At 65.8% G+C, this 25,871-nt stretch carries 24 protein-coding genes; 14 read left to right on the top strand and 10 right to left on the bottom strand.

Going from position 1 to position 25,871, the window contains the following annotated elements; all coding sequences use genetic code 11:
- Window positions 1–226: 226 nt before the first annotated feature.
- Window positions 227–541 carry a DUF1476 domain-containing protein gene (locus GEU84_RS05120; protein ID WP_152824503.1) on the bottom strand — a complete coding sequence of 105 codons (315 nt, stop codon included), beginning with the start codon at window positions 539–541 and terminating at the stop codon, window positions 227–229.
- 208 nt (window positions 542–749) lie between these two features.
- On the opposite strand from GEU84_RS05120, the gene GEU84_RS05115 reads away from it, so the two are divergent.
- The 5 genes from GEU84_RS05115 to GEU84_RS05095 all read left to right on the top strand — a co-directional run bounded on the left by GEU84_RS05115 (window position 750) and on the right by GEU84_RS05095 (window position 5,787).
- On the top strand, window positions 750–1,511 hold the full coding sequence (locus GEU84_RS05115; protein ID WP_152824197.1) for a phosphoribosylaminoimidazolesuccinocarboxamide synthase: 762 nt from the start codon (window positions 750–752) through the stop codon (window positions 1,509–1,511).
- A gap of 11 nt (window positions 1,512–1,522) precedes the next feature.
- Complete coding sequence (gene purS / locus GEU84_RS05110) at window positions 1,523–1,762, top strand: phosphoribosylformylglycinamidine synthase subunit PurS (protein WP_152824198.1); 240 nt, start codon at window positions 1,523–1,525, stop codon at window positions 1,760–1,762.
- 210 nt (window positions 1,763–1,972) lie between these two features.
- On the top strand, window positions 1,973–2,641 hold the full coding sequence (gene purQ / locus GEU84_RS05105) for a phosphoribosylformylglycinamidine synthase subunit PurQ (protein ID WP_152824199.1): 669 nt from the start codon (window positions 1,973–1,975) through the stop codon (window positions 2,639–2,641).
- Between the two features lie 46 nt (window positions 2,642–2,687).
- Complete coding sequence (locus GEU84_RS05100) at window positions 2,688–4,451, top strand: ATP-binding protein (RefSeq protein ID WP_152824200.1); 1,764 nt, start codon at window positions 2,688–2,690, stop codon at window positions 4,449–4,451.
- 7 nt (window positions 4,452–4,458) lie between these two features.
- Window positions 4,459–5,787: a sigma-54-dependent transcriptional regulator gene (locus GEU84_RS05095; protein ID WP_152824201.1), complete on the top strand. Its 1,329-nt coding sequence runs from the start codon at window positions 4,459–4,461 to the stop codon at window positions 5,785–5,787.
- Window positions 5,788–5,889: 102 nt separating this feature from the next.
- Here the strand turns inward: GEU84_RS05095 and GEU84_RS05090 are convergent, their stop codons facing one another.
- Window positions 5,890–6,936: an extracellular solute-binding protein gene (locus GEU84_RS05090; protein ID WP_152824202.1), complete on the bottom strand. Its 1,047-nt coding sequence runs from the start codon at window positions 6,934–6,936 to the stop codon at window positions 5,890–5,892.
- Window positions 6,937–7,176: 240 nt separating this feature from the next.
- On the opposite strand from GEU84_RS05090, the gene acuI reads away from it, so the two are divergent.
- Window positions 7,177–8,166: an acryloyl-CoA reductase gene (acuI, locus tag GEU84_RS05085; protein ID WP_152824203.1), complete on the top strand. Its 990-nt coding sequence runs from the start codon at window positions 7,177–7,179 to the stop codon at window positions 8,164–8,166.
- Window positions 8,167–8,373: 207 nt separating this feature from the next.
- On the top strand, window positions 8,374–9,606 hold the full coding sequence (locus GEU84_RS05080) for an aminotransferase class V-fold PLP-dependent enzyme (protein WP_152824204.1): 1,233 nt from the start codon (window positions 8,374–8,376) through the stop codon (window positions 9,604–9,606).
- A 67-nt stretch (window positions 9,607–9,673) separates the two neighbouring features.
- Here the strand turns inward: GEU84_RS05080 and GEU84_RS05075 are convergent, their stop codons facing one another.
- Window positions 9,674–10,264 (bottom strand): transglycosylase SLT domain-containing protein, encoded by a 591-nt coding sequence (locus GEU84_RS05075; protein ID WP_152824205.1) that lies wholly within the window; start codon window positions 10,262–10,264, stop codon window positions 9,674–9,676.
- Between the two features lie 181 nt (window positions 10,265–10,445).
- On the opposite strand from GEU84_RS05075, the gene gatB reads away from it, so the two are divergent.
- From gatB to GEU84_RS05060, 3 genes are all read left to right on the top strand, one after another.
- Entirely contained in the window at window positions 10,446–11,957 is a 1,512-nt protein-coding gene (gene gatB, locus GEU84_RS05070; RefSeq protein ID WP_152824206.1) for an Asp-tRNA(Asn)/Glu-tRNA(Gln) amidotransferase subunit GatB, read from the top strand.
- Window positions 11,954–12,643 (top strand): hypothetical protein, encoded by a 690-nt coding sequence (locus GEU84_RS05065; RefSeq protein ID WP_152824207.1) that lies wholly within the window; start codon window positions 11,954–11,956, stop codon window positions 12,641–12,643. The genes gatB and GEU84_RS05065 overlap by 4 nt, the downstream gene beginning before the upstream one ends.
- A gap of 146 nt (window positions 12,644–12,789) precedes the next feature.
- Window positions 12,790–13,191, top strand: coding sequence for a DUF4177 domain-containing protein (locus tag GEU84_RS05060; RefSeq protein WP_152824208.1), 402 nt, complete (start codon window positions 12,790–12,792; stop codon window positions 13,189–13,191).
- Between the two features lie 28 nt (window positions 13,192–13,219).
- On the opposite strand, the gene GEU84_RS05055 is transcribed toward GEU84_RS05060, so the two are convergent.
- The 6 genes from GEU84_RS05055 to GEU84_RS05030 all read right to left on the bottom strand — a co-directional run bounded on the left by GEU84_RS05055 (window position 13,220) and on the right by GEU84_RS05030 (window position 19,833).
- A complete protein-coding gene (locus tag GEU84_RS05055) occupies window positions 13,220–14,326 on the bottom strand; it encodes a pyridoxal phosphate-dependent aminotransferase (protein WP_174539325.1) in 1,107 nt (368 codons plus the stop codon).
- A 149-nt stretch (window positions 14,327–14,475) separates the two neighbouring features.
- Complete coding sequence (locus GEU84_RS05050; protein WP_152824209.1) at window positions 14,476–14,808, bottom strand: DnaJ family domain-containing protein; 333 nt, start codon at window positions 14,806–14,808, stop codon at window positions 14,476–14,478.
- A 62-nt stretch (window positions 14,809–14,870) separates the two neighbouring features.
- A complete protein-coding gene (locus GEU84_RS05045; RefSeq protein ID WP_152824210.1) occupies window positions 14,871–15,452 on the bottom strand; it encodes a hypothetical protein in 582 nt (193 codons plus the stop codon).
- Window positions 15,452–18,478 carry a valine--tRNA ligase gene (locus GEU84_RS05040; protein WP_152824211.1) on the bottom strand — a complete coding sequence of 1,009 codons (3,027 nt, stop codon included), beginning with the start codon at window positions 18,476–18,478 and terminating at the stop codon, window positions 15,452–15,454. The genes GEU84_RS05045 and GEU84_RS05040 overlap by 1 nt, the downstream gene beginning before the upstream one ends.
- A 69-nt stretch (window positions 18,479–18,547) precedes the next feature.
- Window positions 18,548–19,390 (bottom strand): hypothetical protein, encoded by an 843-nt coding sequence (locus GEU84_RS05035; RefSeq protein ID WP_152824212.1) that lies wholly within the window; start codon window positions 19,388–19,390, stop codon window positions 18,548–18,550.
- Window positions 19,387–19,833, bottom strand: a complete 447-nt coding sequence (locus GEU84_RS05030; protein ID WP_152824213.1) for an ABA4-like family protein — start codon at window positions 19,831–19,833, stop codon at window positions 19,387–19,389. The genes GEU84_RS05035 and GEU84_RS05030 overlap by 4 nt, the downstream gene beginning before the upstream one ends.
- 96 nt (window positions 19,834–19,929) lie before the next feature.
- Between GEU84_RS05030 and GEU84_RS05025 the strand changes: the two genes are divergently transcribed.
- Window positions 19,930–20,520, top strand: a complete 591-nt coding sequence (locus GEU84_RS05025) for a TetR/AcrR family transcriptional regulator (protein WP_152824214.1) — start codon at window positions 19,930–19,932, stop codon at window positions 20,518–20,520.
- A 62-nt stretch (window positions 20,521–20,582) separates the two neighbouring features.
- Here GEU84_RS05025 and GEU84_RS05020 read toward each other — a convergent pair whose 3' ends face one another.
- Window positions 20,583–21,014: an Lrp/AsnC family transcriptional regulator gene (locus tag GEU84_RS05020; RefSeq protein WP_152824215.1), complete on the bottom strand. Its 432-nt coding sequence runs from the start codon at window positions 21,012–21,014 to the stop codon at window positions 20,583–20,585.
- Window positions 21,015–21,226: 212 nt separating this feature from the next.
- Between GEU84_RS05020 and GEU84_RS05015 the strand changes: the two genes are divergently transcribed.
- The 3 genes from GEU84_RS05015 to GEU84_RS05005 all read left to right on the top strand — a co-directional run bounded on the left by GEU84_RS05015 (window position 21,227) and on the right by GEU84_RS05005 (window position 25,815).
- Window positions 21,227–22,372 carry a type III PLP-dependent enzyme gene (locus GEU84_RS05015; RefSeq protein WP_152824216.1) on the top strand — a complete coding sequence of 382 codons (1,146 nt, stop codon included), beginning with the start codon at window positions 21,227–21,229 and terminating at the stop codon, window positions 22,370–22,372.
- Window positions 22,373–22,463: 91 nt separating this feature from the next.
- Window positions 22,464–24,737 (top strand): xanthine dehydrogenase family protein molybdopterin-binding subunit, encoded by a 2,274-nt coding sequence (locus GEU84_RS05010; protein ID WP_152824217.1) that lies wholly within the window; start codon window positions 22,464–22,466, stop codon window positions 24,735–24,737.
- Complete coding sequence (locus GEU84_RS05005; RefSeq protein WP_241427593.1) at window positions 24,724–25,815, top strand: DUF2235 domain-containing protein; 1,092 nt, start codon at window positions 24,724–24,726, stop codon at window positions 25,813–25,815. Before GEU84_RS05010 ends, GEU84_RS05005 begins: the two co-directional genes overlap by 14 nt.
- Window positions 25,816–25,871: the final 56 nt, after the last annotated feature.

Below are 25,871 nucleotides of genomic sequence, written 5' to 3'. Positions count from 1 at the left end.
TCAAGCAGCAAAGGACAGGGGAAGCGGCAGGGAACGGGGGCCGCGCGGCAGGCCGCACGGCTGATCAACCCCTGTGCCATGGGTGGCAAGCAGAGGCAAATTCATAATCTTCATGATGATCTTGAAAGAACGGACGGATCGCGGCGCGTTCTTTTTCCGGCGGCCGGGGTTGCCAGACAAAAGGCCGCCCGAAGGCGGCCCTGCATCATGTGGTGGCGGGGTTGGGTCAGACCTCGTCCATCAGCTGCGCCTTGGCGACGGGCAGCAGTTCCGCCATCTTGGCGCGCACCGCCTCGGGCGAGGACAGGGCACCCAGATCGCCCGCGACCTTGCGCACCACATCCTCGATGCCCGCCTCTTCGAAATCGGCCTGCACCACGGTCATGGCATATTCGGCGGCGTCATCGCCCGCCTTGCCCAGCAGGTCCGCCGCCCAGAGGCCGACCAATTTGTTGCGCCGCGCCTCGGCGCGGAACTGCATGTCGGCGTCATGCGCGAATTTCGACTCGAAGGCGCGTTCGCGGTCGTCAAAGCTGTTCATGGCGGGGCCCTTGGCTGTGGTTCCTCTGGCCATTCATATGCCCTGCCGCAATCCGTGCCGCAAGGGGGCGGCGGGCCGATTGCTGCCCCCGAGCAAGGCGGCCATGCGCATCGCGCGCCTTGCGACAGGCCCCGGCTTGGCATATAGCGCGACGGTAAGGAAACGGGGGGCGCTGGCCGCCCCGTTTCGTCGTGTGATCGGAGAGTTCATGGCACGTCGCAAGAAGGTCTATGAAGGCAAGGCCAAGATCCTCTACGAAGGCCCCGAACCGGGCACGCTGATCCAGTATTTCAAGGATGACGGCAGTGCCGCGGCCACCCCGCCGCAGGCCGCCGTCGAAGGCAAGGGCGTGCTGAACAACCGGCTGTCCGAATTTTTCATGACCGGCCTGAATTCCATCGGGGTGCCCACCCATTTCATCCGCCGCCTGAACATGCGCGAGCAACTGGTGCGCATGGCCGAAATCGTGCCGCTGGAGGTGGTGGTGCGCAATTTCGCCGCAGGCGAGATCACCGCGCGGCTGGGCATTCCCGAAGGCACGGCGCTGCCGCGCCCGATCGTGGAATATTACTTCAAGGATGAAAAGCTGGGCAATCCGATGGTGGCCGAAGAGCATATCATCGCCTTTGGCTGGGCCAGCCAGCAGGATCTGGATGACATGGTGGCGCTGGCGCTGCGGGTGAATGATTTCCTTTCCGGCGTGATGATGGGCGTGGGCATCCGGCTGGCCGATTTCCGCATCGAGGTGGGCCGGATCTGGGAGGGCGATTTCATGCGCCTGATCGTGGCCGACGAGATCAGCCCGGATTCGTGCCGGCTGTGGGACACGCGGGGCCTTGAGGCCCCCGACCGCGAAGGTATGGTGCGCGAGCCCGGGCCCCTGGCCGATGTCTATACCGAACTGGCGCGGCGCCTGGGCGTTCTGCCCTCGAATGTGACGCATACGACCAAACCGACGCTGATCAACTGAAAGGCCCTGCCATGAAAGCAATCGTCCATGTCATGCTGAAAGACGGCGTTCTTGACCCGCAGGGCGATGCGGTGCGCCATGCGCTTGGCACGTTGGGCTTTGCGGGGGTGCAGGCGGTGCGGCAGGGCAAGGTGATCGAGCTGGATCTGGCGGCGACCGACCGCGCAGAGGCCGAGGCCGAAGTGCGCGCGATGTGCGACAAGCTGCTGGCCAATACCGTGATCGAGAAATACACCGTCGCGATCGCCTGAAGCCCGCGCCGCGGCGCCGGGCCCAAGATTTTTAAGGAAAAATCTTGAAAAAATCTTCAAAGATTTTTTGAGCGGCAGCTTGCCCGTCGTGGCGCCGATGCCAGGCGTTGCGCCGTGGATATTTGAGCCAGTAAGAATGGGCGGGGGCTGGAAGGCGTCTGCCCTTTGCGTTAAGCGATCTTCACCCCGCCAAAGCACCGGAGCCTGTCCATGAAAGCCGCCGTCATCACCTTTCCCGGGTCGAACTGCGACCGTGATCTGGCCGTGGCCTTTGCCGCCGCCGGGGCCGATGTGGTGAAGGTCTGGCACAAGGACACGGCGTTGCCGCCGGGTGTCGATGTGGTGGGGCTGCCGGGCGGATTTTCCTTTGGCGATTATCTGCGCTGCGGGGCCATCGCGGCACGTTCGCCGATTGCTGCGGCGGTGGTGGATCATGCGCAGCGCGGCGGTTTCGTGCTGGGGATCTGCAACGGCTTTCAGGTGCTGACCGAGACGGGGCTGCTGCCTGGCGCGCTGATGCGCAATGCCGGGCTGAAATTCATCTGCAAGATGGTCGAACTGCGGGTGGAGACGCAGGACAGCGCCTTTACCGAAGGCTGGGGCCGGGGGGCGCTGGTGCGGTTTCCCGTGGCGCATCACGATGGCAATTACACGCTGGATGCCGAAACGCTGGCGCGCGTGCAGGGTGACGACCGGGTGGCATTCACCTATGTCGACAACCCCAACGGCGCTGCGGCGGATATTGCCGGAGTGCTGTCGGAAAACCGCCGCGTGCTGGGGCTGATGCCGCATCCCGAGCGGGTGATCGACCCGCATCTGGGCGGCAGCGACGGGCTGGGCCTGTTTCACAGCCTGCTGGGCAAGATGGCGCTTGCGTGAACCGGGCCCGCTTGAGGTGGCGCGGCGCGGGGCGTAATCTGTTTTGATGCAGGACAGCGCGCCTTCCCCCGATGACACTTCCGCGGCGCCGGGCATCACCTGGCGGCTGAAGCTGGTGGTTGTGGCTTTGGTGCTGCTGGCGGTGGTCGTCGTGCTGGTCACGAACCGCTGGATGAGCGAGCGGTTCACCGAGACCACGCGCAACCGTTCCGAAGTGCGGCTGGCGCTGTATTCCGGCAACCTGTTGACCGAATTGCAGCGCACATCCGTGGTGCCCTTGTTGCTGGCGCGTGACCCCGCGCTGATCGAAGCGCTGATGACGGGCGATTTTTCAGCCACCTCGGCGCGGCTGATCTCGTTTCAGGCCGAGATCGGCGCGGCCTCGATCCTGCTCTTGGACCGTGACGGGCGCACGGTGGGGGCGACGAACCGCAACCTTCTGGGCACCAACCACCGGGCGGATGCGTTTTTCGTCGATGCGCAGCGGGTGAAGGATACCGTGTTCACGGCGGCCCGGCGCGAGGCGGGTGGCTATGATTTCACCTATTCGCGCGCTGTGTCGCAGGACAACAAGACCATCGGCGTGATCGTGGTGGCGGTGGATCTGATGAAATACGAACGCGCCTGGGCGGGGTTGCAGGACGCGGTGCTGGTCACGAACAGCGAGGGCACGGTTATTCTGGCGACCGAGCCGCGCTGGCGGGGCCTGCCGCTGGACGAGGCGTTGACCCTCCGCGACCCGCCTTCGGCCATTTCGCGCGCCTTGCGGGTGACGGCAGACTGGGCGCAGAACCCGCCCGACGCCTATCTGCGCGGCGAGGCGGTGATGCGCACCGATGCGCGTGTGCCGTTCCGCGGCTGGCGCATCGTGACCTTTACCGCCTACGATTCCGTGCGCGACCGGGTGAACGGCATTCTGGCGCTGGAGATCATGGGCTTTGCCATCCTGCTGGCGATGACCTTTTACCTGCTGTCGCGGCGGGCCTGGTCGCAGAGCGTGTCGTTTCAGCGCGAATCTGCGGAACTTCGCCTGCTGAACGCGCGTTTGCAGCGAGAGATTGCCGAACGCAAGAAGGTGCAGAAGGATCTGGAAGTGGCCGAGCTGACGCTGGCGCAATCGTCGAAACTGGCCGCTTTGGGCGAGATGTCGGCGGCTGTCAGCCATGAGCTCAATCAGCCTCTGGCCGCGATGAAGACCTATCTGGCGGGCGCGCGGCTGCTGATCCAGCGCCGGCGGCAGGACGAGGCGCTGTCGAGTTTCCAGCGGATCGACGATCTGATCGAGCGGATGACGGCGATCACCCGGCAGTTGAAATCCTATGCTCGCAAGGGTGGCGAGGCGTTCGAGCCGGTGGATGTGCGGCTGTGCGTGTCATCGGCGCTGTCGATGATGGAGCCGCAGTTGAAACAGCGGGTGGTGCGCATCACCCGCACCCTGCCGCGCGCACCGGTGATGGTGATGGCCGACCGGCTGCGGCTGGAGCAGGTGATCATCAACCTGTTGCGCAATGCGCTGGATGCGACCAAGGATGTGGCGACGCCCCAGATCGACATCCTTTTGTCGCTGGGCGACACGGCGATGCTGGGGGTGCGCGACAACGGCCACGGAATTGTCGATCTCGATCACCTGTTCGAGCCGTTCTATACGACGAAAAAGCCGGGCGAGGGGGTGGGGCTGGGCCTGGCCATCTCGTGGGGCATCGTGAAGGATCTTGGCGGCCGGTTGACCGCACGCAATGCCGAAGGCGGGGGGGCTGTATTCGAGGTGCAGCTGCCCATATTGGGCAAAGAGGTAGAAGCAGCCGAATGAGGTATGAATGGCCCGTGCTATGAAAGTCGCCATCGTGGATGACGAGGCGGACATGCGGCAGTCGATCAGCCAGTGGCTGGCGCTGTCGGGGTTCGACACCGAAACCTATGCATCGGCCGAAGAGGCGCTGAAGGGCATCGGGGCCGAGTTTCCCGGCGTGGTGGTCAGCGACATCAAGATGCCGGGCATGGATGGCATGGCTTTTCTGAAGCGGCTGATGAGCCTTGATTCCGGTCTGCCGGTGATCCTGATCACCGGGCATGGCGATGTGCCGATGGCGGTCGAGGCGATGCGCGTGGGGGCCTATGACTTTCTGGAAAAGCCGTTCAACCCCGACCGGATGACGGAACTGGCCAAGAAGGCCACCCAGGTGCGCCGCCTGACGCTGGACAACCGCGCGCTGCGGCGGGAACTTTCCGATGGCACGGTGCTGATGAAAAAGCTGATCGGCGGATCGGCGGTGATGGAACGGCTGCGCGAGGATATCCTTGATCTGGGGCAGGCGGACAGCCACGTTCTGATCGACGGTGAGACCGGCACCGGCAAGACGCTGGTGGCGCATGCCTTGCATGCGGTGGGCGCGCGGGCCGGGCGCAAGTTCGTGACGATTTCCTGCGCGGCCTGGTCAGAGGATCAACTGGCGGCCAAGCTGTTTGGTCCGTCGGAAGAGGGCGCGATCCCTCTGGTGGAAGAGGCGCGGGGCGGCACCTTGTGTCTGGAGGATATCGAGGCGCTGAGCCACCCGCTGCAATCGCGGCTTCTGACGCTGATAAACGATCAGGGAACGCCGCCCGAAACCCGCATCATCGCGATCTGCAACGAACACACGCCTGACAAGACGCTGGAAGATGCGCTGCGGTCGGATCTGTTCTATCGGCTGGGGGCGATGACCATCCTGTTGCCGCCGCTGCGCACCCGGGGCGAGGATATTCTGACGCTGTTCACCCGGTTGTCGGAACAATTCGCCGAGGAATACGGCTGCGACGCGCCGCAGGTGACGGCGCAAGAGGCGGCGCAACTGTTGCAGGCGCCCTGGCCGGGCAATGTGCGGCAGCTGGTGAACATCGCCGAACGCGCGGTGTTGCAGAACCGGCGGGGGTCGGGGTCGATCGCCAGCCTGCTGATGGCCGACAACGAGGCGTCCGGCCCGGCGCTGACCACCGAGGGCAAACCCCTGAAGGATTATGTCGAGGCGTTCGAGCGGATGCTGATCGACAACACCATGCGCCGCCACAAGGGCAGCATCGTGGCCGTGATGGAAGAGCTGTGCCTGCCGCGCCGCACGCTGAATGAAAAGATGGCCAAGTATGGGCTGACGCGGTCGGATTACGTCTGACCGGGGCAGGGGCCGCAACAGGCCCGGCCCGCAATGCAAGACGCCCGGGCGCATGGCCCGGGCGTTTGTCGTTCTGGGGTGCTGATCAGACCGGAGGGCGGGTCAGAAACCGGCCTTGATCTGCTCGAACTCTTCCAGCATCCGGTCGCGCACTTCGGCGGCAATCGGGGTCTGGGCCAGCAAGGTGCCCTCGATCGGGTTCACATCGGCCGCGACCAGCGCATCGGCCGGAATGGCCGCCATGGCCGCGTCATTGGCATGGGCATAGCCGAAACCGTCCAGCAGGCCCTGGGCCGAGCCATGGTCCAGCCAGGCGTTGATGAAATCATAGGCCTTGTCTTCGCTGCCCGGCGCGTCCTTGAAGTTGACATAGCCGCAGAACCACGACGATGCGCCCTCGGTGGCCTGCCGCTGGAAGCCCACGGGGAAGCCTTCCTCACGCATCAGCGCGATGGAATCGTTCCACGACCAGGCCACCTGCACCTGCCCGCCCGCCATCAGCTGCGCCAGTTCCGACGGGTCGGCCCAATAGGCAACGACGTTCTGGTGTGCGGTGCGCAGCCATGCGGCGGCGGCCTGAAACTGTTCCTCGCTGACTTCCGACCAGTTGGTGACACCCGTGGCCAGAAGCGCCAGCGCCCAGACATCATCGGTGTTGTCAGGCAGCGACACGCGGCCCGCATATTTCGGGTTATGGAACACCGAAAGCGAGGCCACATCTTCGGCAGGCACGTCATTGGTGTTGTAGGCCACGGCGGTATAGGCGTAGTCGGTCGGGATATACCAGACGCCGGTGTCATCCTTGAAAATCGGCGAATCAAGGAAACGCGGGGCGATTTCGGCGAAGTTCGGGATGCGGCTGACATCCCAGGGCTCGATCAGCCCGGCATCGCGGTACTTCGACACCATCTGCGAACAGGGATGCGCCACATCGGCCTTGAAGCCGGAGGCGATCTTCTGGAACGCCTCGTCATCATCGCCGTAAAACGCATATGTGGGAAGGCTGCCATGCTTTTCGACATAGCCCTTGATCAGGTTTTCATCTTCGAACCCGGCCCAGTCGAATACCAGCAGGTCGGGATCGGCGGCGAAAGCGGGCAGGGCAAGGGCCAGTGCGGCGCTGGCCAGCAATGTGGTGCGGTGGATCATGGATGCTCCTCGGCTGTTGGAGTGCCGGTCATCCCTCCCCCGAGGCCGCCGGCAACGTTGAAAAGGCTAGAATAGCTCTGGTGCTCGCTCAAGCCCTTAATGCAAAATGGGATTGGGGTGACGGCAAGGCAAGTGCGGCGCCGCGGGCTTTCGTGCAGGCTCAGGGGACAACTGGCGGTCTGCCGCTTTTCTGGGCAGAACATGGGAATGACGGCGGGTGCCACAAAAGGGGAGTGGGCGATGTTCAGGGCTTTGGTGGTGGAAAAGGATGCGGATGGGGCCACAAGCGCCTCGGTGCAGGATGTGGCGGATGACCGGCTGCCGCCCGGTGATGTGACGGTGGCGGTGGAATATTCCACGCTGAACTACAAGGATGGGCTGTGTCTGGGGGCGGGCGGCGGGCTGGTGCGCGTCTGGCCGCATGTGCCGGGCATCGATTTTGCAGGCCGGGTCTTGGCCTCGGATGATGCACGCTATGCGCCCGGCGATGCGGTGGTGCTGACCGGCTGGCGCGTGGGCGAGGCGCAATGGGGCGGCTATGCCACGCGCGCGCGGGTGAAGGCCGACATGCTGGTGCCGCTGCCAGCGGGGCTGACCACCCGTCAGGCGATGGCGGTGGGCACCGCGGGCTTTACCGCGATGCTGGCGGTGATGGCGCTGGAGGATCACGGCCTGACGCCTGACAAGGGCGAGGTGCTGGTGACGGGCGCTGCGGGTGGCGTGGGGTCGGTGGCCACGGCGATTCTGGCGCATCTGGGCTACAGCGTTGCCGCCGTGACCGGGCGGCCCGAGACCGAGGATTATCTGCGCGGGCTGGGGGCGGCCCGGCTGATCGCGCGCGCGGAACTGGCCGAGACGGTCAAGCGCCCGCTGGAGGCGGAAACCTGGGCGGGCTGTGTCGATGCCGTGGGCGGTGCGATGCTGGCGCGGGTGCTGGGGCAGATGAAATACGGTGCCTCGGTGGCCGCTGTGGGGCTGGCCGGGGGGGCGGCGCTGCCCGCCACGGTGGTGCCCTTTCTGTTGCGCGGCGTGAATCTGCTGGGCATCGATTCGGTGATGCGCCCCACGCCCGACCGCCTGCGCGCCTGGGACCGCATCGCGCGCGATCTGCCGATGGCGAAGCTGGAGGCGATGATCCGCCCCGCAACGCTGGCCGATCTGCCGGGGCTGGGGGCGGACATCCTGCAAGGCGCGGTGCAGGGCCGCGTGGTGGTGGATGTGAACGCCTGAGCGGCGGGGCTTGCCGCTGCACAGGGCGGCGGCTAATCTTTCGGCGAATCCGGCGGGCATCTGGCCTGCCGGGGTCTGCCGTGATCGCGCCCTTTTCGACGGGCGGGCTGCGGCTCGGCTGGAAGACCTGCCACGGCACGGGGCGCTTTCCCGCATTGGTCAGGTTTTCGCCGTGCCGTCGTTCGCAACATCACCCTGGGGTGCCGCATGACCACGCTTGACCTTGCCTTTGTCCGCAGCCAGTTTCCCGCCTTTGCCGAAGCCTCGCTTCAGGGGCAGGCGTTTTTTGAAAACGCCGGCGGTTCCTATACTGCAAAGCCGGTGATCGACCGGCTGACCCGGTTCTACCACCAGCGCAAGGTGCAGCCCTATGCACCCTATGCCGCGTCGCAACTGGGCGGGGCGGAAATGGACGAGGCGCGCGACCGGCTGGCCGCGATGATGGGCATCGACCGGGACGAGTTGTCATTCGGCCCCTCGACTAGCGCCAATACATTTGTTCTGGCGCAGGCGGTGCGGCAATGGCTGCGCGGCACCGATGGCGCGATTGTCGTGACCAATCAGGACCATGAGGCGAATTCCGGCGTCTGGCGCAGGCTGGCTGATGACGGGATAGAGATTCGCGAATGGCAGATCGACCCCGAGACCGGGCATCTTGACCCGGCCGGTCTGGCCACCCTGCTGGCCGATGGCCGCGTGCGGCTGGTGTGCTTTCCGCATTGTTCCAACGTGGTGGCCGAAATCAACCCGGTGGCGGAAGTCTGCGCCATGGCGCGCGGGGCGGGGGCCTATACTTGCGTCGATGGCGTCAGCTATGCGCCGCATGGCTTTCCCGACATGGGCGCGCTGGGGGCGGATGTGTATCTGTTTTCAGCCTACAAGACCTATGGCCCGCACCAGGGCATCATGGTGATCCGGCGCGGCTTTGGTGATCTTCTGCCCGCGCAGGGCCACTATTTCAACGCCGGAACGCTTTACAAACGCTTCACCCCCGCCGGGCCGGACCATGCGCAGATCGCGGCTTGCGCGGGCATGGCCGATTACATCGACGCCCTGCATGCGCACCACTTTGCGGCGGAGCCTGATGCAAGGCTGCGCAACAATGCGGTGCATGACCTGATGCGCGCGCATGAGGTGGCACTGTTGCAGCCTGTGCTGGACCATCTGGCGGCGCGCAATGACCTGCGGCTGATCGGCCCGCGCCGGGCCGAAGGGCGCGCGCCCACTGTGGCCGTGGCGCTGGACCGCGCGGCAGAGCCTGTGGCGGCGGCGCTGGCGCCGTTTGGTGTGATGGCGGGGGGCGGCGATTTCTATGCCGTGCGCCCGCTGACCGCAATGGGCGTGGATCTGGAGCGCGGCGTGCTGCGGCTCAGCTTCGTGCATTACACGTCAGAGGCCGAGGTGGCGCAGCTGATGTCGGCGCTGGACCGGGTGCTGTAGGGTCGGGCGGGATTTTTCGCAGAAAAATCGTCAAGTTACGAATTTTCTGCGAAAATTCAGGCTGGTGTCAGATCTTCTGGCAATAGCTTTGCGAACGGGTCCAGGCGGCCATGTCCTCGCGCTTGGCCGCGCTGCGGAACGGGGCCCAGTCGCGGCCCATGCCTTGCTTGCCGTTGCCTGCAACCATGCCGTCGCGCGCCACCTGTTCGGCGGCAATTTCCACCGCGCAGGACAGGTTCGCGGCCCCGTCTTTCAGCGCACCCACGCTGGTCGCATCGCAGCCATAGGCGGCGGCGGTGCGGGGGGAAATTTGCGTCAGCCCGATCCAGCGGCCACCGCCACCGGCGGCCAGCGGGTTCCAGGTGCTTTCGTGCTTGGCCAGGGCCGAGATGATGCCCGACCAGAAGGCCCGGCGCTGATCCGCATCGGCCTCGGGATAGGCGGGGCACCAGGTGGCGATGTCATTGGGCACGAGGCTGGTCAGGGCCGCGTCATTCGACTGGATCGCCAGCAGGGTCTGTTCCGTCCAGACCGGGGCTTCGGGGCGGTGATCCCAGCGCATCACGGGCAACTCGCCGGTATCTTCGGCGACAGGGGCCTTGGTGCAGGCGAGGGGAAGGGCCAGAAGACAGCCGATGAGGATGGTTTTGATCTGCATGGAACCTGACATGGTGGCATCGCACATGTTGCACGACATAGGCCTTTTGCCGAACCACCCCCCCGCGAGTCCAGCCCGGCAAAGTCGTATAGGCCGAAATCCGCCAGCCTGACCCTTGCCCATGGCCTGCCGGATGCCTAGAAAGGCGCAACACCGGCCCAATGCCGCAAGGAAAAACGCCATGCTCGATGTGACTTACAGCCCCCCGAAACCCAAGGTGATCGCCGGGGCGAGGCAGGATTGGGAACTGGTCATCGGCATGGAGATTCACGCGCAGGTGGCGTCAAACGCCAAGCTGTTTTCGGGGGCCTCGACGCAGTTCGGGGCCGAGCCCAACAGCAATGTGGCCTTTGTCGATGCGGCGATGCCGGGCATGCTGCCGGTGATCAACGAATTCTGCGTGGAACTGGCGGTGCGCACCGGGCTGGGGTTGAAGGCCGCGATCAACCTGCGCTCGGCCTTTGACCGCAAGAATTACTTCTACCCCGACCTGCCGCAAGGCTATCAGATCAGCCAGCTTTATCACCCCATCGTGGGCGAGGGCGAGGTGCTGGTGGAACTGGCCCCGGGTGTGGCCCGGCTGGTCAGGATCGAGCGCATCCATCTGGAGCAGGACGCAGGCAAAAGCATTCACGACATGGACCCGACGCAAAGCTTCGTCGATTTCAACCGCACCGGCGTGGCCCTGATGGAGATTGTCAGCCGCCCCGACATCCGCAGCGCCGAAGAGGCGACGGCCTATGTGACCAAGCTGCGCCAGATCCTGCGCTATCTGGGCACCTGCGATGGCAACATGCAGAACGGCAACCTGCGCGCCGATGTGAACGTGTCGGTCTGCCCGCCCGGCCAGTATGAGAAGTTTCAGGCCACGCAGGATTTCAGCCATTTGGGCACGCGCTGCGAGATCAAGAACATGAACTCAATGCGTTTCATGACGCAGGCGATTGACTATGAGGCCCGTCGCCAGATCGCCATTCTGGAGGATGGCGGCACGATCACGCAGGAAACCCGGCTTTACGACCCCGACAAGGGCGAAACGCGCAGCATGCGGTCCAAGGAGGAGGCGCATGATTACCGCTATTTCCCCGACCCCGACCTGCTGCCGCTGGAGATCGAGCAGGCCTGGGTCGATGACATCCGCGCCAGCATGCCCGAACTGCCCGATGCCAAGAAGGCGCGCTTCATGTCCGGTTTCGGCCTGACGGATTATGACGCCAATGTGTTGACCGCCGATCTGGAATCGGCTGGCTTCTTCGAGGCTGTGGCGCAAGGCCGCGATGGCAAACAGGCGGCGAACTGGGTGATCAACGAGCTTTTCGGGCGGCTGAACAAGGAAGGGCTGACCATTGCCGACACCCCCTTGTCAGCAGCGCAGCTGGGCGGCGTGCTTGACCTGATCGCAGCGGGCACGATCAGCGGCAAGATGGCCAAGGATCTGTTCGACATCCTGTGGACCGAGGGCGGCGACCCTGCCGAAGTGGCGGCAGCACGCGGCATGCAGCAGGTGACGGATACCGGGGCCATCGAGGCGGCGCTGGATGCGCTGATCGCGGCCAACCCCGATCAGGTGGCCAAGGCGCAGCAGAACGCCAAATTGGCGGGCTGGTTCACCGGGCAGGTGCTGAAGGCCACGGGCGGCAAGGCCAACCCCGCCGTGGTCAATGCGATGGTCGCGGCCAAGCTGGGGCTGTGAGCCTGATCGGCGCCCTGTTGCTGGCGCTGAACGGGGGCCGCCCCGCCCATCTGGCGCGCGGGCAAAAGGCGATGGAGCGGGCGGCGGGTTTCTACGGCACCGCGAAACTGCTGCACCTTGACCGGGCGATTGCGGCTTTCGGCGCCCTGCGCGCGGCCCGCGCGTCTGATCCTCGGGTGGCGGCCCTGCTGGCCTCGGCGCTGATCGAAAAGATGCAGGTCGTCGCCCCGCAGGATCGCATGGCCCTGCGCGCCCGCGCGGTGGCGCTGCTGCAACCGGAACTGGCGCGGTTCGAAGCCAGACCGGGCGATATGGCCTTTGCGCTGGCCACCCTGCTTTCGGCCGCGTGGGAGCCTTTGCCGGATGAGCCGCAGGATAGCCCCGAAGCGCTGTCGCGCATGACCCGCGCGCGGGATGCGCAGGCGCGCGCTGTGGCCGCCTGCCCGGCGGGGCCCGCGCTGCTGGGTGCGCAGGTGCAGCTTGCCGCCTGCGCGGTCAGGCGGGCGGAACATCCGCTCTGCCCCGACCGCGCGGCGGTCTGTGACAGCCTTGGCCCGCAACTTGCCGCCCTGTTGACCACGGCCCGGGCATTGCCCCCGCAGCCGGGCGGTTGGCCAGACGACAGCGTGGCGCTGATCCTCAGCCTGCAGGGCCGGTTGCATGCGCTGATCGCCACGCAAGGCTAGGGGTCCGGCCCGCACGAGCCACCAGATATGGGGCGAAAGGCCGGGTTGTGGCGGAAAACCCCCGGTTTGCCGGATTATCCTTTCCTTGCATGGCCTTGGCGCGCGAATCTGGCTAATCTGCCGCCAAACGCAACCTGGGGGCAGAGATGCAGCGGTTTGAATACAAGGTGGTGCCGGCACCCCGGCGTGGTGAAAAGGCCCGTGGTGCGAAAACCACGCCCGAACGCTTTGCGCTGACGCTGACCACGCTGATGAACGAGATGGGCCGCGAGGGCTGGGAATATCTGCGCGCCGACACGCTGCCCTGCGACGAACGGGTGGGGCTGACCGGCAAGGCCACGCAGTTCCAGAACATGCTGGTGTTCCGCCGGCCGCTGGAGGATGGCGCGGTTCTGCCGGTGGCCGAGGTGATGCCCGAGCCGATGCCCGTAGCCTTTGCCGCGCCGAAGGCCGTGCCCGACATGGTGCGCGCCGCCCCCTTGGTGCTGACACCCGAAGGCACAGCGCCCGCGCTGGGGCCCGCGCGCAACGGTGTGGCGGCTGGCTGATAGCCCCGCTGTGGCGGGCCTTTGACGCCTAGCCCCGCGCGGCGGCCAGCGCCTGCGGCAAGGCATCGGCAAAGGCCCGCATCTCGGCCGCCGGTCCGGTGCTGACGCGGATGCAGCGGTTCTGCGGCGCGACAAAGGGCATGCGCACGAAAATGCCGCGCGCGATCAGCGCCTCCAGCACCCTGCGGGCAAAGGCGCCGTCAGCGCCGCAATCCATCGTCACGAAATTGGTGGCCGAAGGCAGGGGGGTCAGGCCATTCTGCACAGCAATCCGCCCCAGCGCTGCGCGTGACGCGGCAACCTCGGCCTGCACCCATGCCAGATGTGCGGTATCTGCCAATGCCGCCAAAGCCCCGGCCTGCACGATCCGCCCCACGCCGAAATGGTTGCGCACCTTGTTGAAGGCCGCGATCAGCGGGGCGGCACCCATGGCATAGCCCACCCGCGCGCCCGCCATGCCGTAAGCCTTTGAAAAGGTGCGCAGGCGGATCACCCGGGGGTCATCGGCGGCAATGACCGGCGCGGTGCCTTCGGGGGCCAGTTCCACATAGGCCTCGTCCAGCGCCAACAGCGTGCCGGGGGGCAGCCTTTCGATGATCGCCGCAATGGTGGAGCCGGGGTGGTGGCTGCCCATCGGGTTGTCGGGATTGGCAAGGTAGATCAGTTTGGCATCCACGGCCGCGGCGCGGTCCAGCAGCGCATCGGGGTCTTCGTGGTCGCCCCGGTAGGGCACCTTGTGCAAATGCCCGCCAAAGCCCGCGACGTGAAAGTTTAAGGTGGGATAGGCGCCATCCGATGTCACCACCGCATCGCCGGGGGCCACCAGCAGCCGCACCAGATAGCCCAGCAACCCGTCGATCCCCTCGGCCACCACGATGTTTTCCGGCCCTGCGCCATGATGCGCCGCCAGTGCCGCCCGCAGGTCGTGGTTTTCGGGGTCGCCATACATCCAGACATCCGCCGCCGCCTGCGCCATCGCCGCCACGGCCAGCGGCGAGGGGCCGAAAAGGCTTTCATTCGCGCCCAGCCGCGCGGCGAAGGCGGCCCCCCGGGCGCGTTCCTGCGTTTCAGGCCCGACGAAGGGCACGGTGGCGGGCAGGCTGTCGGCAAGCGGGGTGAAACGGGGATGGGTCACATGGGCCTCGGGCTTGGGGGTGGCCTGTTGTGGGTCATCGGGGCCGGCTTTTCAAGCGCTGGCCGAAGGGCAAAATCCTGTGAGTGAATCTGGGGTGGCGCATGCCGGGTGGCTGGCCAGACTCGCCGGAGAGCTGGCAAGATCAGGGATCAGCCCTTCATGAAACGCCGGCGCGATTCTTCGGCAATCGCCTGCCGCATTTCCAGCCGGGCCAGTTCCGCCATCGCCGACTTGCGTTCCGCCGCATCGGTCAGCGTCGCCAGATGCGCGCGCTGCGCGATCACCTGCTTTTTCAGCACGATCTCTTCGGGCAGCACCCCGGCCTCGGCCATGATGCGAAAGCCCACGGCATCACCCGCCGACACAAAGGCATCGCCGGGCCGGTCGGGCAGGGGTTTGCCCTCGCCCTCCAGCCCCTGTAACCGGCCCTGCGCGCGGGCGCGCAGCATCTGTCGTTCGGCCATGCGGCTGAGCCAGGACATCGGGCCTCTCTGTCTTGCGGCATCACCATAGCACAGCGTGGGCTAGGGGGCAAAACCCCGCGTCAGGCCCCTTCGGCCAGGGCGGCGCGCAGTTCCGGGTGCATGATCCACAGCCAGTGCCCGTTGACCTGTTCCGCGCCCGAAAAGGCCAGAATGTTGGTGGCCACATGGTCGGCGCGTCCTGCGCTGTCCTTGGGCAGGGCGATGGAAAAGTAATCCGCGATCATCCGGCCCAGCTTGCCGTAATGCAGATTGGCCGATGCAAAGCTGGCATAAGAGGCCGCATCGGCGATCTGGGTGGCGGTCAGCCCGGCGTCACCCGCAACGCGGTGCGCGGCCAGCATCGCCCGCTGCCCCGGCGTGACGGGCAGGGCCGCCAGCGCATCGGCATATTCGGCGCTGGTGGGGATCACCAGATCCACATCGGGATGCGCGCGCCGCTGGCTGCGCTGGTCATTGTCGCGTGCGGTCAGCAGCGCCACCATTGCCTCCAGCGCGGCCTCGGCCGTGGGTCCGGTGGTTTCGGCCACGATGCCGCTGCCCGCCTTGGCATCGGCCAGAAAGGCGCGGGCGGTAAAGGCTGCGCCCAGCTTGCCCGCCCGCAGGTTATAGCGCCCATGGCGGCGGATGACGGGTGCGGCCATCACCCGATCTCCGCCAGCCGGTCAAAGGCGGCTTGCAGTTTGGCGGCCTCGTCGCTGCGGGCCTCCAGATTGGCGCGGCATTCGTCCACCACATCCTCGGGGGCCGAGGTCGCGAAGGCGGGGTTGTTCAGGCGGCCTTTCAGCCCGTTGATTTCCTTGGCGAGTTTTTCCAGAGACTTGCCAAGCCGCGCCTTTTCGGCGGCAATGTCGATGATGCCCGCCAGCGGGATGGCGAATGTGCCGCCCTCGGCCGCGACGGTGATGGCACCCTTGGGGATGCTCTCGGCCGCCGTCAGGCTCTCGATCCGGGCAAGCCGCTGGATCAGCGCCTCGTTGCGCGCCCAGGCGGCGCTGGCGGTTTCATCCAGACCGCTGTGCAGCATCGCCAGTTTCAGCCCCACCGGCACATGCATCTGCGCGCGGGCCGACCGGATGGCGTCGATCAGCCCCGTGACCCAGTTCATTTCGCGGTCAGCGGCGGGGTCGATGAGATCGCTGCCAAGGGTAGGCCAGTCGGCGTGGATCAGCATCTTGGCGCGCTGGCCGGTGGTCTGCCACAATTCCTCGGTCACAAAGGGCATGATCGGGTGCAGAAGGATCATGCACTGATCCAACACCCAGCCCATCGTGGCGCGGGTTTCCGCCGCCTGATCGCAGTCGAACAGCGGCTTGGCGAATTCGACATACCAGTCGCAGACCTTGCCCCAGACGAATTTATACAGCGCATCGGCGGCCTGATCGAAGCGGTATCCGGCGAGGGCGGCATCCACCTCGGCCACGGTCTTGGCGCATTCACCGATGATCCAGCGGTTCACAGTGGCGGTGGCGGCGGGCGGGGTGGGGTTGGTCACATGCCCCTGCCACACGCCGTTCATTTCGGCGAAACGGCAGGCGTTCCACAGTTTCGTGCCGAAGTTGCGGTAGCCCGCGATGCGCGCGGTGTCGAGTTTCAGCACACCGCCCAAGGATGCCATCGCCGCGTTGGAGAACCGCAGCGCGTCGGCGCCGTATTCGTCAATGATCTCCAGCGGGTCGATGACGTTGCCGAGGGATTTCGACATCTTCTTGCCCTTGGCGTCGCGGACGAGGCCATGCAGGTAGACGGTCTTGAACGGCACCTGATCGACCACGGCCAGTTGCATCATCATCATCCGGGCGACCCAGAAGAAGATGATATCCGCCCCGGTGATCAGGGTGGAGGTGGGAAAATACTTTTGCAGTTCCGGGGTTTGCTCGGGCCAGCCAAGGGTGCCGATGGGCCAGAGGCCGGAGGAGAACCATGTGTCGAGAACGTCGGGGTCGCGGTAGTAGGTAGCGAACTTTTGGCCGGTTGCGCTGTCAAGTGTGTATCCACACGATGTGTGGTCCGACGTTGGTGCCGGTTTCATCATGATATCAGCGGGATAATACTCTCTCATCATCTGCAAAGCGTCTTGTTCAGTCGCAGCACAGAATGACTTGAGAACACGACCGCCAAACGCGTCTGAATTGTTGACCGCAACTGCTAGTTCACCTTCACCCCATGTCGGCCCATACCACACGGGTATCTGATGCCCCCACCACAACTGACGGGAAATGCACCATGGCTCGATATTCTCCAGCCAGTGGAAATAGGTCTTCTCGCCCGACTCCGGGATGATCTTGGTCGCCCCGGACCGCACGGCCTCAAGCGCAGGCCCCACGATCTTGGCGGTATCGACAAACCACTGGTCGGTCAGCATCGGCTCGATCACCACGCCCGATCGGTCGCCGAAGGGTTGCATGATCTTCTTCGCCTCGACCACCGGCACGCGGGTCAGGTGTTCGCTGCCGGTCTCGGCGTCGATGGATTTTTCCAGCGTGGTCACGGCCAGACCGGCGGCGGTGATGTCGGCCACCACCTGCTTGCGGGCCTCGAAACGATCAAGCCCCCGGTATTTTTCGGGCACGAGGTTCAGGCTGTCCACCTCATTCTCATCGGCGGGCGAACCGGCGGCGATGGCCCGCGCCCGCTCCACCGCCTGCGCATAGGGCGCGCCATCGGCCCGCATCGCGCCTTTCGTGTCCATCAGGCGGTAGCAGGGCAGGCCCGCGCGTTTCGCCACGGCATAATCGTTGAAATCATGCGCGCCGGTGATTTTCACGGCACCCGAGCCGAAGGCGGGGTCGGGGTATTCATCGGCGATGATCGGGATCAGGCGGTCGCAGAGCGGCAGATGCACCATCTTGCCCAGAATGGGCGCATAGCGGCTGTCCGACGGATGCACGGCCACGGCACCGTCGCCCAGCATGGTTTCGGGGCGGGTGGTGGCAATGGCGACGTAATCGCGCGTTTCGCGCAAGATCACGCGGCCTTCGTCGTCTTTTTCAATGTATTCATAGGTTTCACCGCCCGCCAGACGGTATTTGAAATGCCACATATGGCCCGCAACCTCGGTATTCTCGACCTCAAGGTCGGAAATCGCGGTTTCAAAATGCGGATCCCAGTTCACCAGCCGCTTGCCGCGGTAGATCAGGCCCTTGTTATACATCTCCACGAACACCTTGATCACGGCATCGTGGAAATTGCCCTCCTCCCCCGCAGGCGCATTGGGCGCGCCCGACATGGTGAAAGCCTCACGCGACCAGTCGCAGGAGGCCCCCAGCCGTTTCAACTGGCCGATGATCGTGCCGCGCGAGGCTTGTTTCTGCTGCCAGACCCGGGCCAGAAACGCATCGCGCCCCATCTCGCGGCGCGAAGGCTCCTGATGCGCCGCCATGTCGCGCTCCGTCACCATCTGCGTGGCGATGCCCGCATGGTCGGTGCCGGGCTGCCACAGCGTGTCGAACCCCCGCATCCGGTGCCAGCGCGTCAGGATATCCTGCAAGGTGTTGTTGAATGCATGGCCCATGTGCAGCGAGCCTGTCACGTTCGGCGGCGGGATCATCACGCTGAACGTCTCGGGGCGTTGCGCATTGGCCCCGGCGGCGAAGGCGCCCGCAGCCTCCCACATGGCGTAAAGCCGCGCTTCGGCCTCGGCGGTGTTGAAGGTCTTTTCCATCGGCATCTTGTGGCGTCCCGCTTGATTTGCAGGCTGTGTAGCCGTTGGCAGGCCCAAGGAAAAGCGGTTTGCGGATCAGCCCATCCAGGGCAGGAAGGGGCGGCCCTGCATCGCCTGCCAGAACGTGCCCGCCACCAGCAGGCTGAACGCCACCGCCGCCAGGATGACCGCGCCGCGGGCGGCTGCGGGCGGCAGCAGGCGGCTGGCCAGCAGCCCCGCCAGCGGCACGGCATGCAGCGCATGGGTGGCCAGGAAATGCGCCACGCGCGGGTCGCCCGCATCGCGCGACCAGCCCATCAGCCACAACCGGCTGCCATCGCTGGGCCCCACCAGATGCGCACCAAGGCTGGACAGCGTGCCCGCCACCGGCAGGGTCAGCGCGAAGGTCAGGATCAGGCCCAAGGCGATGCCAAGATGCAGCGCAGGGTCCAGACCTGTGGCCCGGTTGCGCCAGATGGCAACACCCATCACCAGGCTGGCCGAGGTCAGCAGCACGGCGAACACGCCCATCAGGCCATAGATGGCGGCAAAGGCCGGAATGGTGGTGTTGAAATGCGATGCCGTGTTGATCGCGGCGGCGGCCCCCACCCAGACCAGCTCGGCCACCACCGCAAAGTTCACCGCCCAGACAAACACCCGCCAGTCGCGCCGGGCCAGCATCGTGGCGGGCAGCCAGCGGGCAAAGAACGCCAGCGTCAGCAGATAGATCGCCAGCGCGATATGGAACTTTATCGGTTTCAGCCAGACGGATTCGCCCTGAAACAGCCGCATGTCCAGCGCCATGGCGGCATAGAGCGGCAGCAGGGCAAGGGCGGCCAGCAGCCCGGTGGCGGTAAATCCGGGGGCGTGCTGCCACAGCGGGGCCAGCAGGCGGGCCGGATCGCGGCGTGGGGCGGCGCGGGACAGGGCAGGGGTCATGTCACGGCTCCGACCGAAAGGTGGCGCAGGCGCTGCACGGCACGCAGGCCGGTGAAGGCAAGATAGCCCGCCGGGCCGAACAGGAAGGCCAGCACAAGGCAGGGCAGGATGAACAGATGGGCAATCCCCTCGGCCCGGGCGGTGCGGGCGATCCACGCACCCACGAACAGATCGAAGGCCAGGTAATGCAGCCAGCCCGCGAGTGCGATGGCCGGGTTGTCGAACAGCAGCATCACATTGGCAAGGCTGTCAAACCCGCCCTCGGCCCCCGCCCAATGCGCCATGACCAGCGCGGTATAGGCCAGCGACAGCAGCAGCGGGATCAGCAGGCTGGCCACCGCATCGGCCACACGCGGGGCCAGCGGGGTGGCCAGCAGCGCGGCCCAGCCCAACATCACCAGCGGGCCGGAATATCCGAAAAGCACATGGGGGTCGGGGGGCATGGCCTGCTCCTGATCTTGACAGTGGCAGGATATGCGGGACTGCGAGTCTGTCAAGCGAAATTTGACAGTGGCAAGATGGCGGTCTAGAATCGCCGCATGCCCGATGAAACGCCCAAGCCCTATCACCACGGCGATCTGCGCGCCGCCTTGCTGGCCGCTGCCGAGGCCGAGATTGCCGAGCGCGGTATCGAAGCGTTCTCGCTGCGGCAGGTGGCAAAACGCGCGGGCGTCAGCCATGCCGCGCCGGCGCATCACTTCGGCGATGCCAACGGCCTGCTGACCGCGCTGGCCGCCGACGGGTTCCGGCAGTTTCTGGCCGCACAGGCCGCGCGAGAGGCGGTGGCCAACCCCGACCCCGCATCGCAACTGGTGGCGGCAGGGCTGGGCTATGTGGACTTCGCCCTGCAACGCCCCGCGCTGTTCCGCCTGCTCTGGGGCTCGCAGCGAACCGATTTCGCCAGTGCCGATCTGGGTCAGGCGTCACGCGCGGCCTATCAGCATCTGGTGGATCAAGTGACTGCGGCAGGTGGGCTGTCAGTGGCCGACACAGCCGCCGTCTGGGCCATGGCACACGGCCTGGCTGACCTGCTGGCAGCCGGACGGATGCGCGCGGTCGGCGCTTTTCCCCCGGCCGAGCGGGATGCGGTGATCGCAGAAATGCTGCGCCGCACCCTGCCGCGCGCATGATCGTGCTGCATCGGCTGTGCATCCCCCGCACACGGGTTCTGCATCGGCCCGACCGGGCAATGTCACACCGCCCGGTCGATCCGCGTGCTGAGGTGGATCAGGCTTTCCGACGACAGCACACCCGTCAGCGCGCCGATCTGGTCCAGCACCTGATCCAGCACCTGCGTGCTGGGAGCTGCGATCTGCAACAGCAGATCGAACCGCCCCGAGGTGGTATAGGCGCGCTCCACCTCGGCTATTGCCTTGAGCCGGGTCAGGATTCCCGCCTGCGCCCGGGGCTCGATCGTCAGCAGAACCGACGCCCGCAACCGCCCCTGCCGGGCATTCTCGCCCAGCTTCAGCGTATAGCCCGCGATGATGCCCGTGGTCTCCAGCCGCTCCAGCCGGGCCTGGATGGTGGACCGCGCCACCTTCAGCCGCCGCGCCAATGTGGCCACCGACATACGCGCATCGGCCCCCAGCAGGCCCATTATGCTCCGATCCAGCTCATCCATGCAGTTTGCCTCGTTCTTTCGTCATTATAACGATCATACCATACATATATACACTTTTGATCGGTGAATATGTGGTCCATTTCAAGCATCCGAGTTTTCAGGGAAAGGGCGGCTCATACGCACCTGGCCTGGTTTTAGATAACCGCGCAGGTGCCTCCCATCCCCGAGTGGGCTGAGGGCTTGCGTCTTGTTGGCAGAAGGGAAATGCGCCGATGGGACTCTCGAAAACGATCTGGACGAACCCGTCCGAATACCTCCGCACCATCCAGCCGGAAACCCCCGTGCTGTTCTTTTCGCCCGCCGCCTTGCAGGCTGCTGCCCGCCGTTTCATCGACGGTTTCCCGGGCATGGTGACTTACGCCGTCAAGTCCAACCCCGAAGAAGTGGTGATCGAGAACTTTTCGGCCGCCGGGGTGCGTGGCTATGATGTGGCCTCGCCCTTCGAGATGCGGATGATCCGCCGTCTGGCCCCCGATGCGGCGCTGCACTACAACAACCCGGTGCGCGCGCGGCATGAAATCGCCACGGCGGTCGAACTGGGCGTGAAATCCTACTCCGTTGATTCGCATAGCGAACTGGCGAAACTGATCGAGATGGTTCCGGCGGACGGCTGCGAGATTTCGGTGCGCTTCAAGCTGCCGGTGTCGGGTGCCGCCTATAACTTCGGTGCCAAATTCGGCGCGACCGCCGAAGTGGCGACCGAACTGCTGAAAACCGTGGCGGCTGCTGGGTTCATCCCGTCGATCACCTTCCACCCCGGCACGCAATGCACCGATCCGGCGGCGTGGGAATCCTACATCCGCACCGCCGCCGACATCGCGCGCGATGCGGGTGTCACGATTGCCCGGCTGAACGTGGGCGGCGGTTTCCCGTCGCACCGACTGAACGGCGTGCTGCCGCAGATCGAGGAAACCTTTGCCCTGATCGACCGCGTGGCGACCGAAGCTTTTGGTGAAAACCGCCCGATGCTGGTGTGCGAGCCGGGCCGCGCCCTGTGCGGTGATGCCTTCACGCTGGCTGCCCGGGTCAAGGCGGTGCGCGACGACAACCATGTGTTCCTGAACGATGGCGTCTATGGATCGCTGGCCGAACTGCCGCTGATCGGCGTGATCGACCGGACCGAAGTGCTGACCCCTGCGGGCGTCAAGCGGGCCGGCGACAAGGCCGACCGCATCATCTTTGGCCCGACCTGCGATTCGGTGGACCGTCTGCCGGGCGAAGTGGCCCTGTCGGCGGAGATCGAAGAGGGTGACTTCGTGGTGTTTCAGGGCATGGGTGCCTATTCGACAGTCACCAACAGCCGCTTCAACGGCTTTGGCGAGTTGAGCCTTGCCACCGTGCTGTCGCTGAAGCTCTGACAGCCAAAACCTGCGCTATCCCGAACGCCCGGCTGGAAAATCTTCCGCCGGGCGTTTAGCGTTGCCGTGCCAGCAAACAGGGACAGCACGCATGTCAGCTTTCGGAAAACAGGGGCGGATCGAGGATCAGCGATTTCTGACCGGGGCGGGACGCTATGTCGATGACATCGCCCCCCCGGACTCGCTGCATGCGCTGTTTTTGCGCAGCAACGTGGCGCATGCCACGATCACCGCGCTGGATCTGGACGCGGCCCGCGCCATGCCCGGGGTGCATCTGGTGCTGGCTGCGGCCGATCTGAAGACGGCAGGCGTCACGCTGGGAATGAAAGGCACCACGGTAAAGAACCGTGACGGGTCACGCGGGGCGTCGCCCGAACGTCCGGTGCTGGCGCGCGACCGCCTGCGTTTCGTGGGCGAGGCTGTGGCGGTGGTGATCGCCGATACGCTGGCCCAGGCGCGCGACGCACTGGAGGCGATCAGCCTGGATACCGACGACCTGCCGGTGGCGCTGGAACTGGCCACGGGCGGGCCAGAGATTCACCCCGCAGCACCCGGCAATCTGGCCTTCGACTACGGGCTTGGCGATGCCGACGCGACCGAGGCCGCATTGGCCGCATCCGCCCACCGCGTCAGCCTTGATGTGCTGCACAACCGCATCATCGTGAACGCGATGGAACCCCGCGCGGCCTTTGCCGAATGGGATGGCGAACGGCTGCATCTGTGCGTGAACGGGCAGGGCGTGTGGAACCAGAAGGCGGAACTGGCGCGCATGCTGGGCCTGCCCCCTGACGCGGTGCGCGTGACCAACCCCGATGTCGGCGGCGGTTTCGGCATGAAGGCGATGACCTATCCCGAATATGTGGTGATCGCCGCTGCATCGCGGATGCTGGCCCGCCCCGTGCGCTGGATCGCCGACCGCACCGAAAGTATGCTGACCGACAATGGCGGGCGTGATCTGGTGGCGGTGGCCGACATGGGCTTTGACGCCGATCACCGCATCACGGCCTACCGCGTCAACCTTGTGTCAAACCTCGGGGCCTACAATTCCCAATTCGGGCAGGCGATCCAGTCTGACCTGTTTTCCAAGGTGCTGACCGGCGTGTATGACATTCAGACGGCATTCCTTGGGGCCAAGGGGGTTTACACCAACACCACCCCGGTCGATGCCTATCGCGGTGCGGGACGCCCCGAGGCGATCATGACGCTGGAACGGGTGATGGACTACGCGGCGCGGGTGCTGGGGGTGGACCCCTTTGCGCTGCGGCAAAAGAATTTCATCAAGGCCTTTCCCTATACCACCGTGGCGGGCGAACATATCGACGTCGGCGATTTTCCCCGCGTGTTGCACCGTGTGCAGGCCGAGGGTGACGTTGCAGGCTTTGCCGCGCGGCGTGCGGCATCCGGGGCCAAGGGGCTGCTGCGCGGTATGGGTCTGGCCACCTATATCGAGGCCATTCTGGGCGACCCGTCCGAAACCGCGCGGGTCGAATTCCACGCGGATGGCACGGTATCGCTCTATGTCGGCACGCAGTCGAACGGGCAGGGGCACGAAACCGTCTATACCCGCATGCTGCATGAGGCGACCGGCATTCCCGAACACCTGATCCGCATCGTGCAGGGCGACAGCGACCGTATCGCCACCGGCGGCGGCACGGGTGGCTCCCGGTCTGTCACTGTGCAGGGCACCGCCACGCGGGCGACGGTGCAGGCAATGCTGGCCGATATCGCGGCTTTCCTTGAGGGTGAGATCGGTCCGGGCGTGACGTTCAGCGAACATACGTTCGGTGCCCCGGGGTCGAACACCCGGCTCACGCTGATCGAGGCTGTGGCGCTGGCCCGCGAAAAGGGCCGCAGCGACCTCGGCGACCACGCGAAAACTACCCGCCTGCCGGGCCGGTCCTACCCCAACGGCGCGCATCTGGCCGAGGTGGAGGTGGACCCCGAGACCGGGCAGGTCAGCGTGGTGCGCTATACCGTGACCGATGATTTCGGCGTGCTGATAAACCCGCAGCTGGCCGAGGGGCAGGTGCATGGCGGCGTGGCGCAGGGCATAGGGCAGGCGCTCTGCGAGGTGGCGGGGTATGACGCTACCGGCCAGCTTCTCACGGCAAGTTTCATGGACTATGCGATGCCGCGCGCCTCAGATATGCCGATGATCGGCTTTTCCACCGAACCCGTGCCCTCCACCGCCAACCCTCTGGGGATGAAGGGCTGTGGCGAGGCGGGCACCGTGGGTGCGCTGGCGGCGGTGTCAAACGCCGTGCTGGATGCGCTTGCGCCGCGTGGTGTCACCCATATCGACATGCCCTTCACGCCGCAGCGCGTGTGGCACTGGTTGCAGGAGGCGGCGGCTGTATCTGATTGACCGCCTTCGCCGCTGGTGGACCCGCCCCGAACTGGTGGTGGCGGCCGAACCGGCCATGCCACCCGCCCCCGGCACAAGACGCGGCGCGGTCGATCATGTGATCATCCTCGATGGCACCCTGTCATCCCTCGAACCCGGGGAGGAGACGAACGCGGGCCTCACCTGGCGCCTGCTGCATGAGGCGGGGCGCACGCGGCACAGGTCGGTCTATTATGAGCCCGGCCTGCAATGGGAAGGCTGGCGGCAGGCGCATGAACTGGCACAGGGCCGTGGTCTGAACCGCCAGATCCGCCGCGCCTATGGCTATCTGGCCAGCCACTACCAGCCGGGCGACCGGATTTACCTGTTCGGCTACTCGCGCGGGGCCTATGCGGTGCGCTCACTGGCCGGGGTGATCGACCGCGTCGGGTTGTTGACCCGCGACGCCGCGACGGAACGAAACGTGCAGCTTGCCTACCGCCACTACCAGCGCGACCCCGACCGCCCCGCCGCCCGCGCCTTTGCCCGCCGCTTCTGCCATCCGGCGGTCTGGGTGGAAATGATCGGCGTCTGGGATACGGTCAAGGCGCTGGGCATCCGCCTGCCGCTGTTGTGGATGCTGACGGAAAACCAGCATGCGTTTCACAGTCACCGGCTGGGGGGCATGATCCGCCATGGCTATCAGGCGCTGGCGCTGCACGAAACCCGGGCCGTGTTCGCGCCCGTGCTGTGGGAATGCCCGCCCGACGGCCCCTGCGCGGTGGAACAGGTCTGGTTCCGCGGCGCGCATGGCGACATCGGCGGCCATCTGGGCGGGTTTGACCGGGCCCGGCCCCTGTCGAACATCCCGCTGGTCTGGATGCTGGAACGCGCCGAAAGCTGCGGTCTGGCCCTGCCGCAGGGCTGGCGCGCGCGCTTTCCCTGCGACCCCGCCGCGCCGATGGTCGGCACCCGGCGGGGGTGGAGCAAGCTGTTCCTGCTGCGTCGCCGTCGCCGCATCGGGCAGGACCGCTCGGAAACGCTGCACCCCTCGGCATTGACCGCCCCACCGCGCTGGTGGCAGGGCGGCGTGACCAGCGTGGTGCGCCCGCCGCAATGACCCGGCCGGCCATCTGCTCAGACCGCGCGCTTTCTTGCTGGCCCAAATATCCGCGC

It is taken from the genome of Fertoeibacter niger (genome assembly GCF_009380135.2).
Lineage (GTDB): Bacteria > Pseudomonadota > Alphaproteobacteria > Rhodobacterales > Rhodobacteraceae > Fertoeibacter > Fertoeibacter niger.
This window is presented reverse-complemented; position numbering and strand designations above follow the sequence as displayed.

Coding starts and splice junctions, on each gene's coding strand:
- GEU84_RS05120 (WP_152824503.1), bottom strand. CDS start 541: ATGAACAGCTTTGACGACCGCGAACGCGCCTTCGAGTCGAAATTCGCG.
- GEU84_RS05115 (WP_152824197.1), top strand. CDS start 750: ATGGCACGTCGCAAGAAGGTCTATGAAGGCAAGGCCAAGATCCTCTAC.
- purS (WP_152824198.1), top strand. CDS start 1,523: ATGAAAGCAATCGTCCATGTCATGCTGAAAGACGGCGTTCTTGACCCG.
- purQ (WP_152824199.1), top strand. CDS start 1,973: ATGAAAGCCGCCGTCATCACCTTTCCCGGGTCGAACTGCGACCGTGAT.
- GEU84_RS05100 (WP_152824200.1), top strand. CDS start 2,688: ATGCAGGACAGCGCGCCTTCCCCCGATGACACTTCCGCGGCGCCGGGC.
- GEU84_RS05095 (WP_152824201.1), top strand. CDS start 4,459: ATGGCCCGTGCTATGAAAGTCGCCATCGTGGATGACGAGGCGGACATG.
- GEU84_RS05090 (WP_152824202.1), bottom strand. CDS start 6,936: ATGATCCACCGCACCACATTGCTGGCCAGCGCCGCACTGGCCCTTGCC.
- acuI (WP_152824203.1), top strand. CDS start 7,177: ATGTTCAGGGCTTTGGTGGTGGAAAAGGATGCGGATGGGGCCACAAGC.
- GEU84_RS05080 (WP_152824204.1), top strand. CDS start 8,374: ATGACCACGCTTGACCTTGCCTTTGTCCGCAGCCAGTTTCCCGCCTTT.
- GEU84_RS05075 (WP_152824205.1), bottom strand. CDS start 10,264: ATGCAGATCAAAACCATCCTCATCGGCTGTCTTCTGGCCCTTCCCCTC.
- gatB (WP_152824206.1), top strand. CDS start 10,446: ATGCTCGATGTGACTTACAGCCCCCCGAAACCCAAGGTGATCGCCGGG.
- GEU84_RS05060 (WP_152824208.1), top strand. CDS start 12,790: ATGCAGCGGTTTGAATACAAGGTGGTGCCGGCACCCCGGCGTGGTGAA.
- GEU84_RS05050 (WP_152824209.1), bottom strand. CDS start 14,808: ATGTCCTGGCTCAGCCGCATGGCCGAACGACAGATGCTGCGCGCCCGC.
- GEU84_RS05045 (WP_152824210.1), bottom strand. CDS start 15,452: ATGGCCGCACCCGTCATCCGCCGCCATGGGCGCTATAACCTGCGGGCG.
- GEU84_RS05040 (WP_152824211.1), bottom strand. CDS start 18,478: ATGCCGATGGAAAAGACCTTCAACACCGCCGAGGCCGAAGCGCGGCTT.
- GEU84_RS05035 (WP_152824212.1), bottom strand. CDS start 19,390: ATGACCCCTGCCCTGTCCCGCGCCGCCCCACGCCGCGATCCGGCCCGC.
- GEU84_RS05030 (WP_152824213.1), bottom strand. CDS start 19,833: ATGCCCCCCGACCCCCATGTGCTTTTCGGATATTCCGGCCCGCTGGTG.
- GEU84_RS05025 (WP_152824214.1), top strand. CDS start 19,930: ATGCCCGATGAAACGCCCAAGCCCTATCACCACGGCGATCTGCGCGCC.
- GEU84_RS05020 (WP_152824215.1), bottom strand. CDS start 21,014: ATGGATGAGCTGGATCGGAGCATAATGGGCCTGCTGGGGGCCGATGCG.
- GEU84_RS05015 (WP_152824216.1), top strand. CDS start 21,227: ATGGGACTCTCGAAAACGATCTGGACGAACCCGTCCGAATACCTCCGC.
- GEU84_RS05010 (WP_152824217.1), top strand. CDS start 22,464: ATGTCAGCTTTCGGAAAACAGGGGCGGATCGAGGATCAGCGATTTCTG.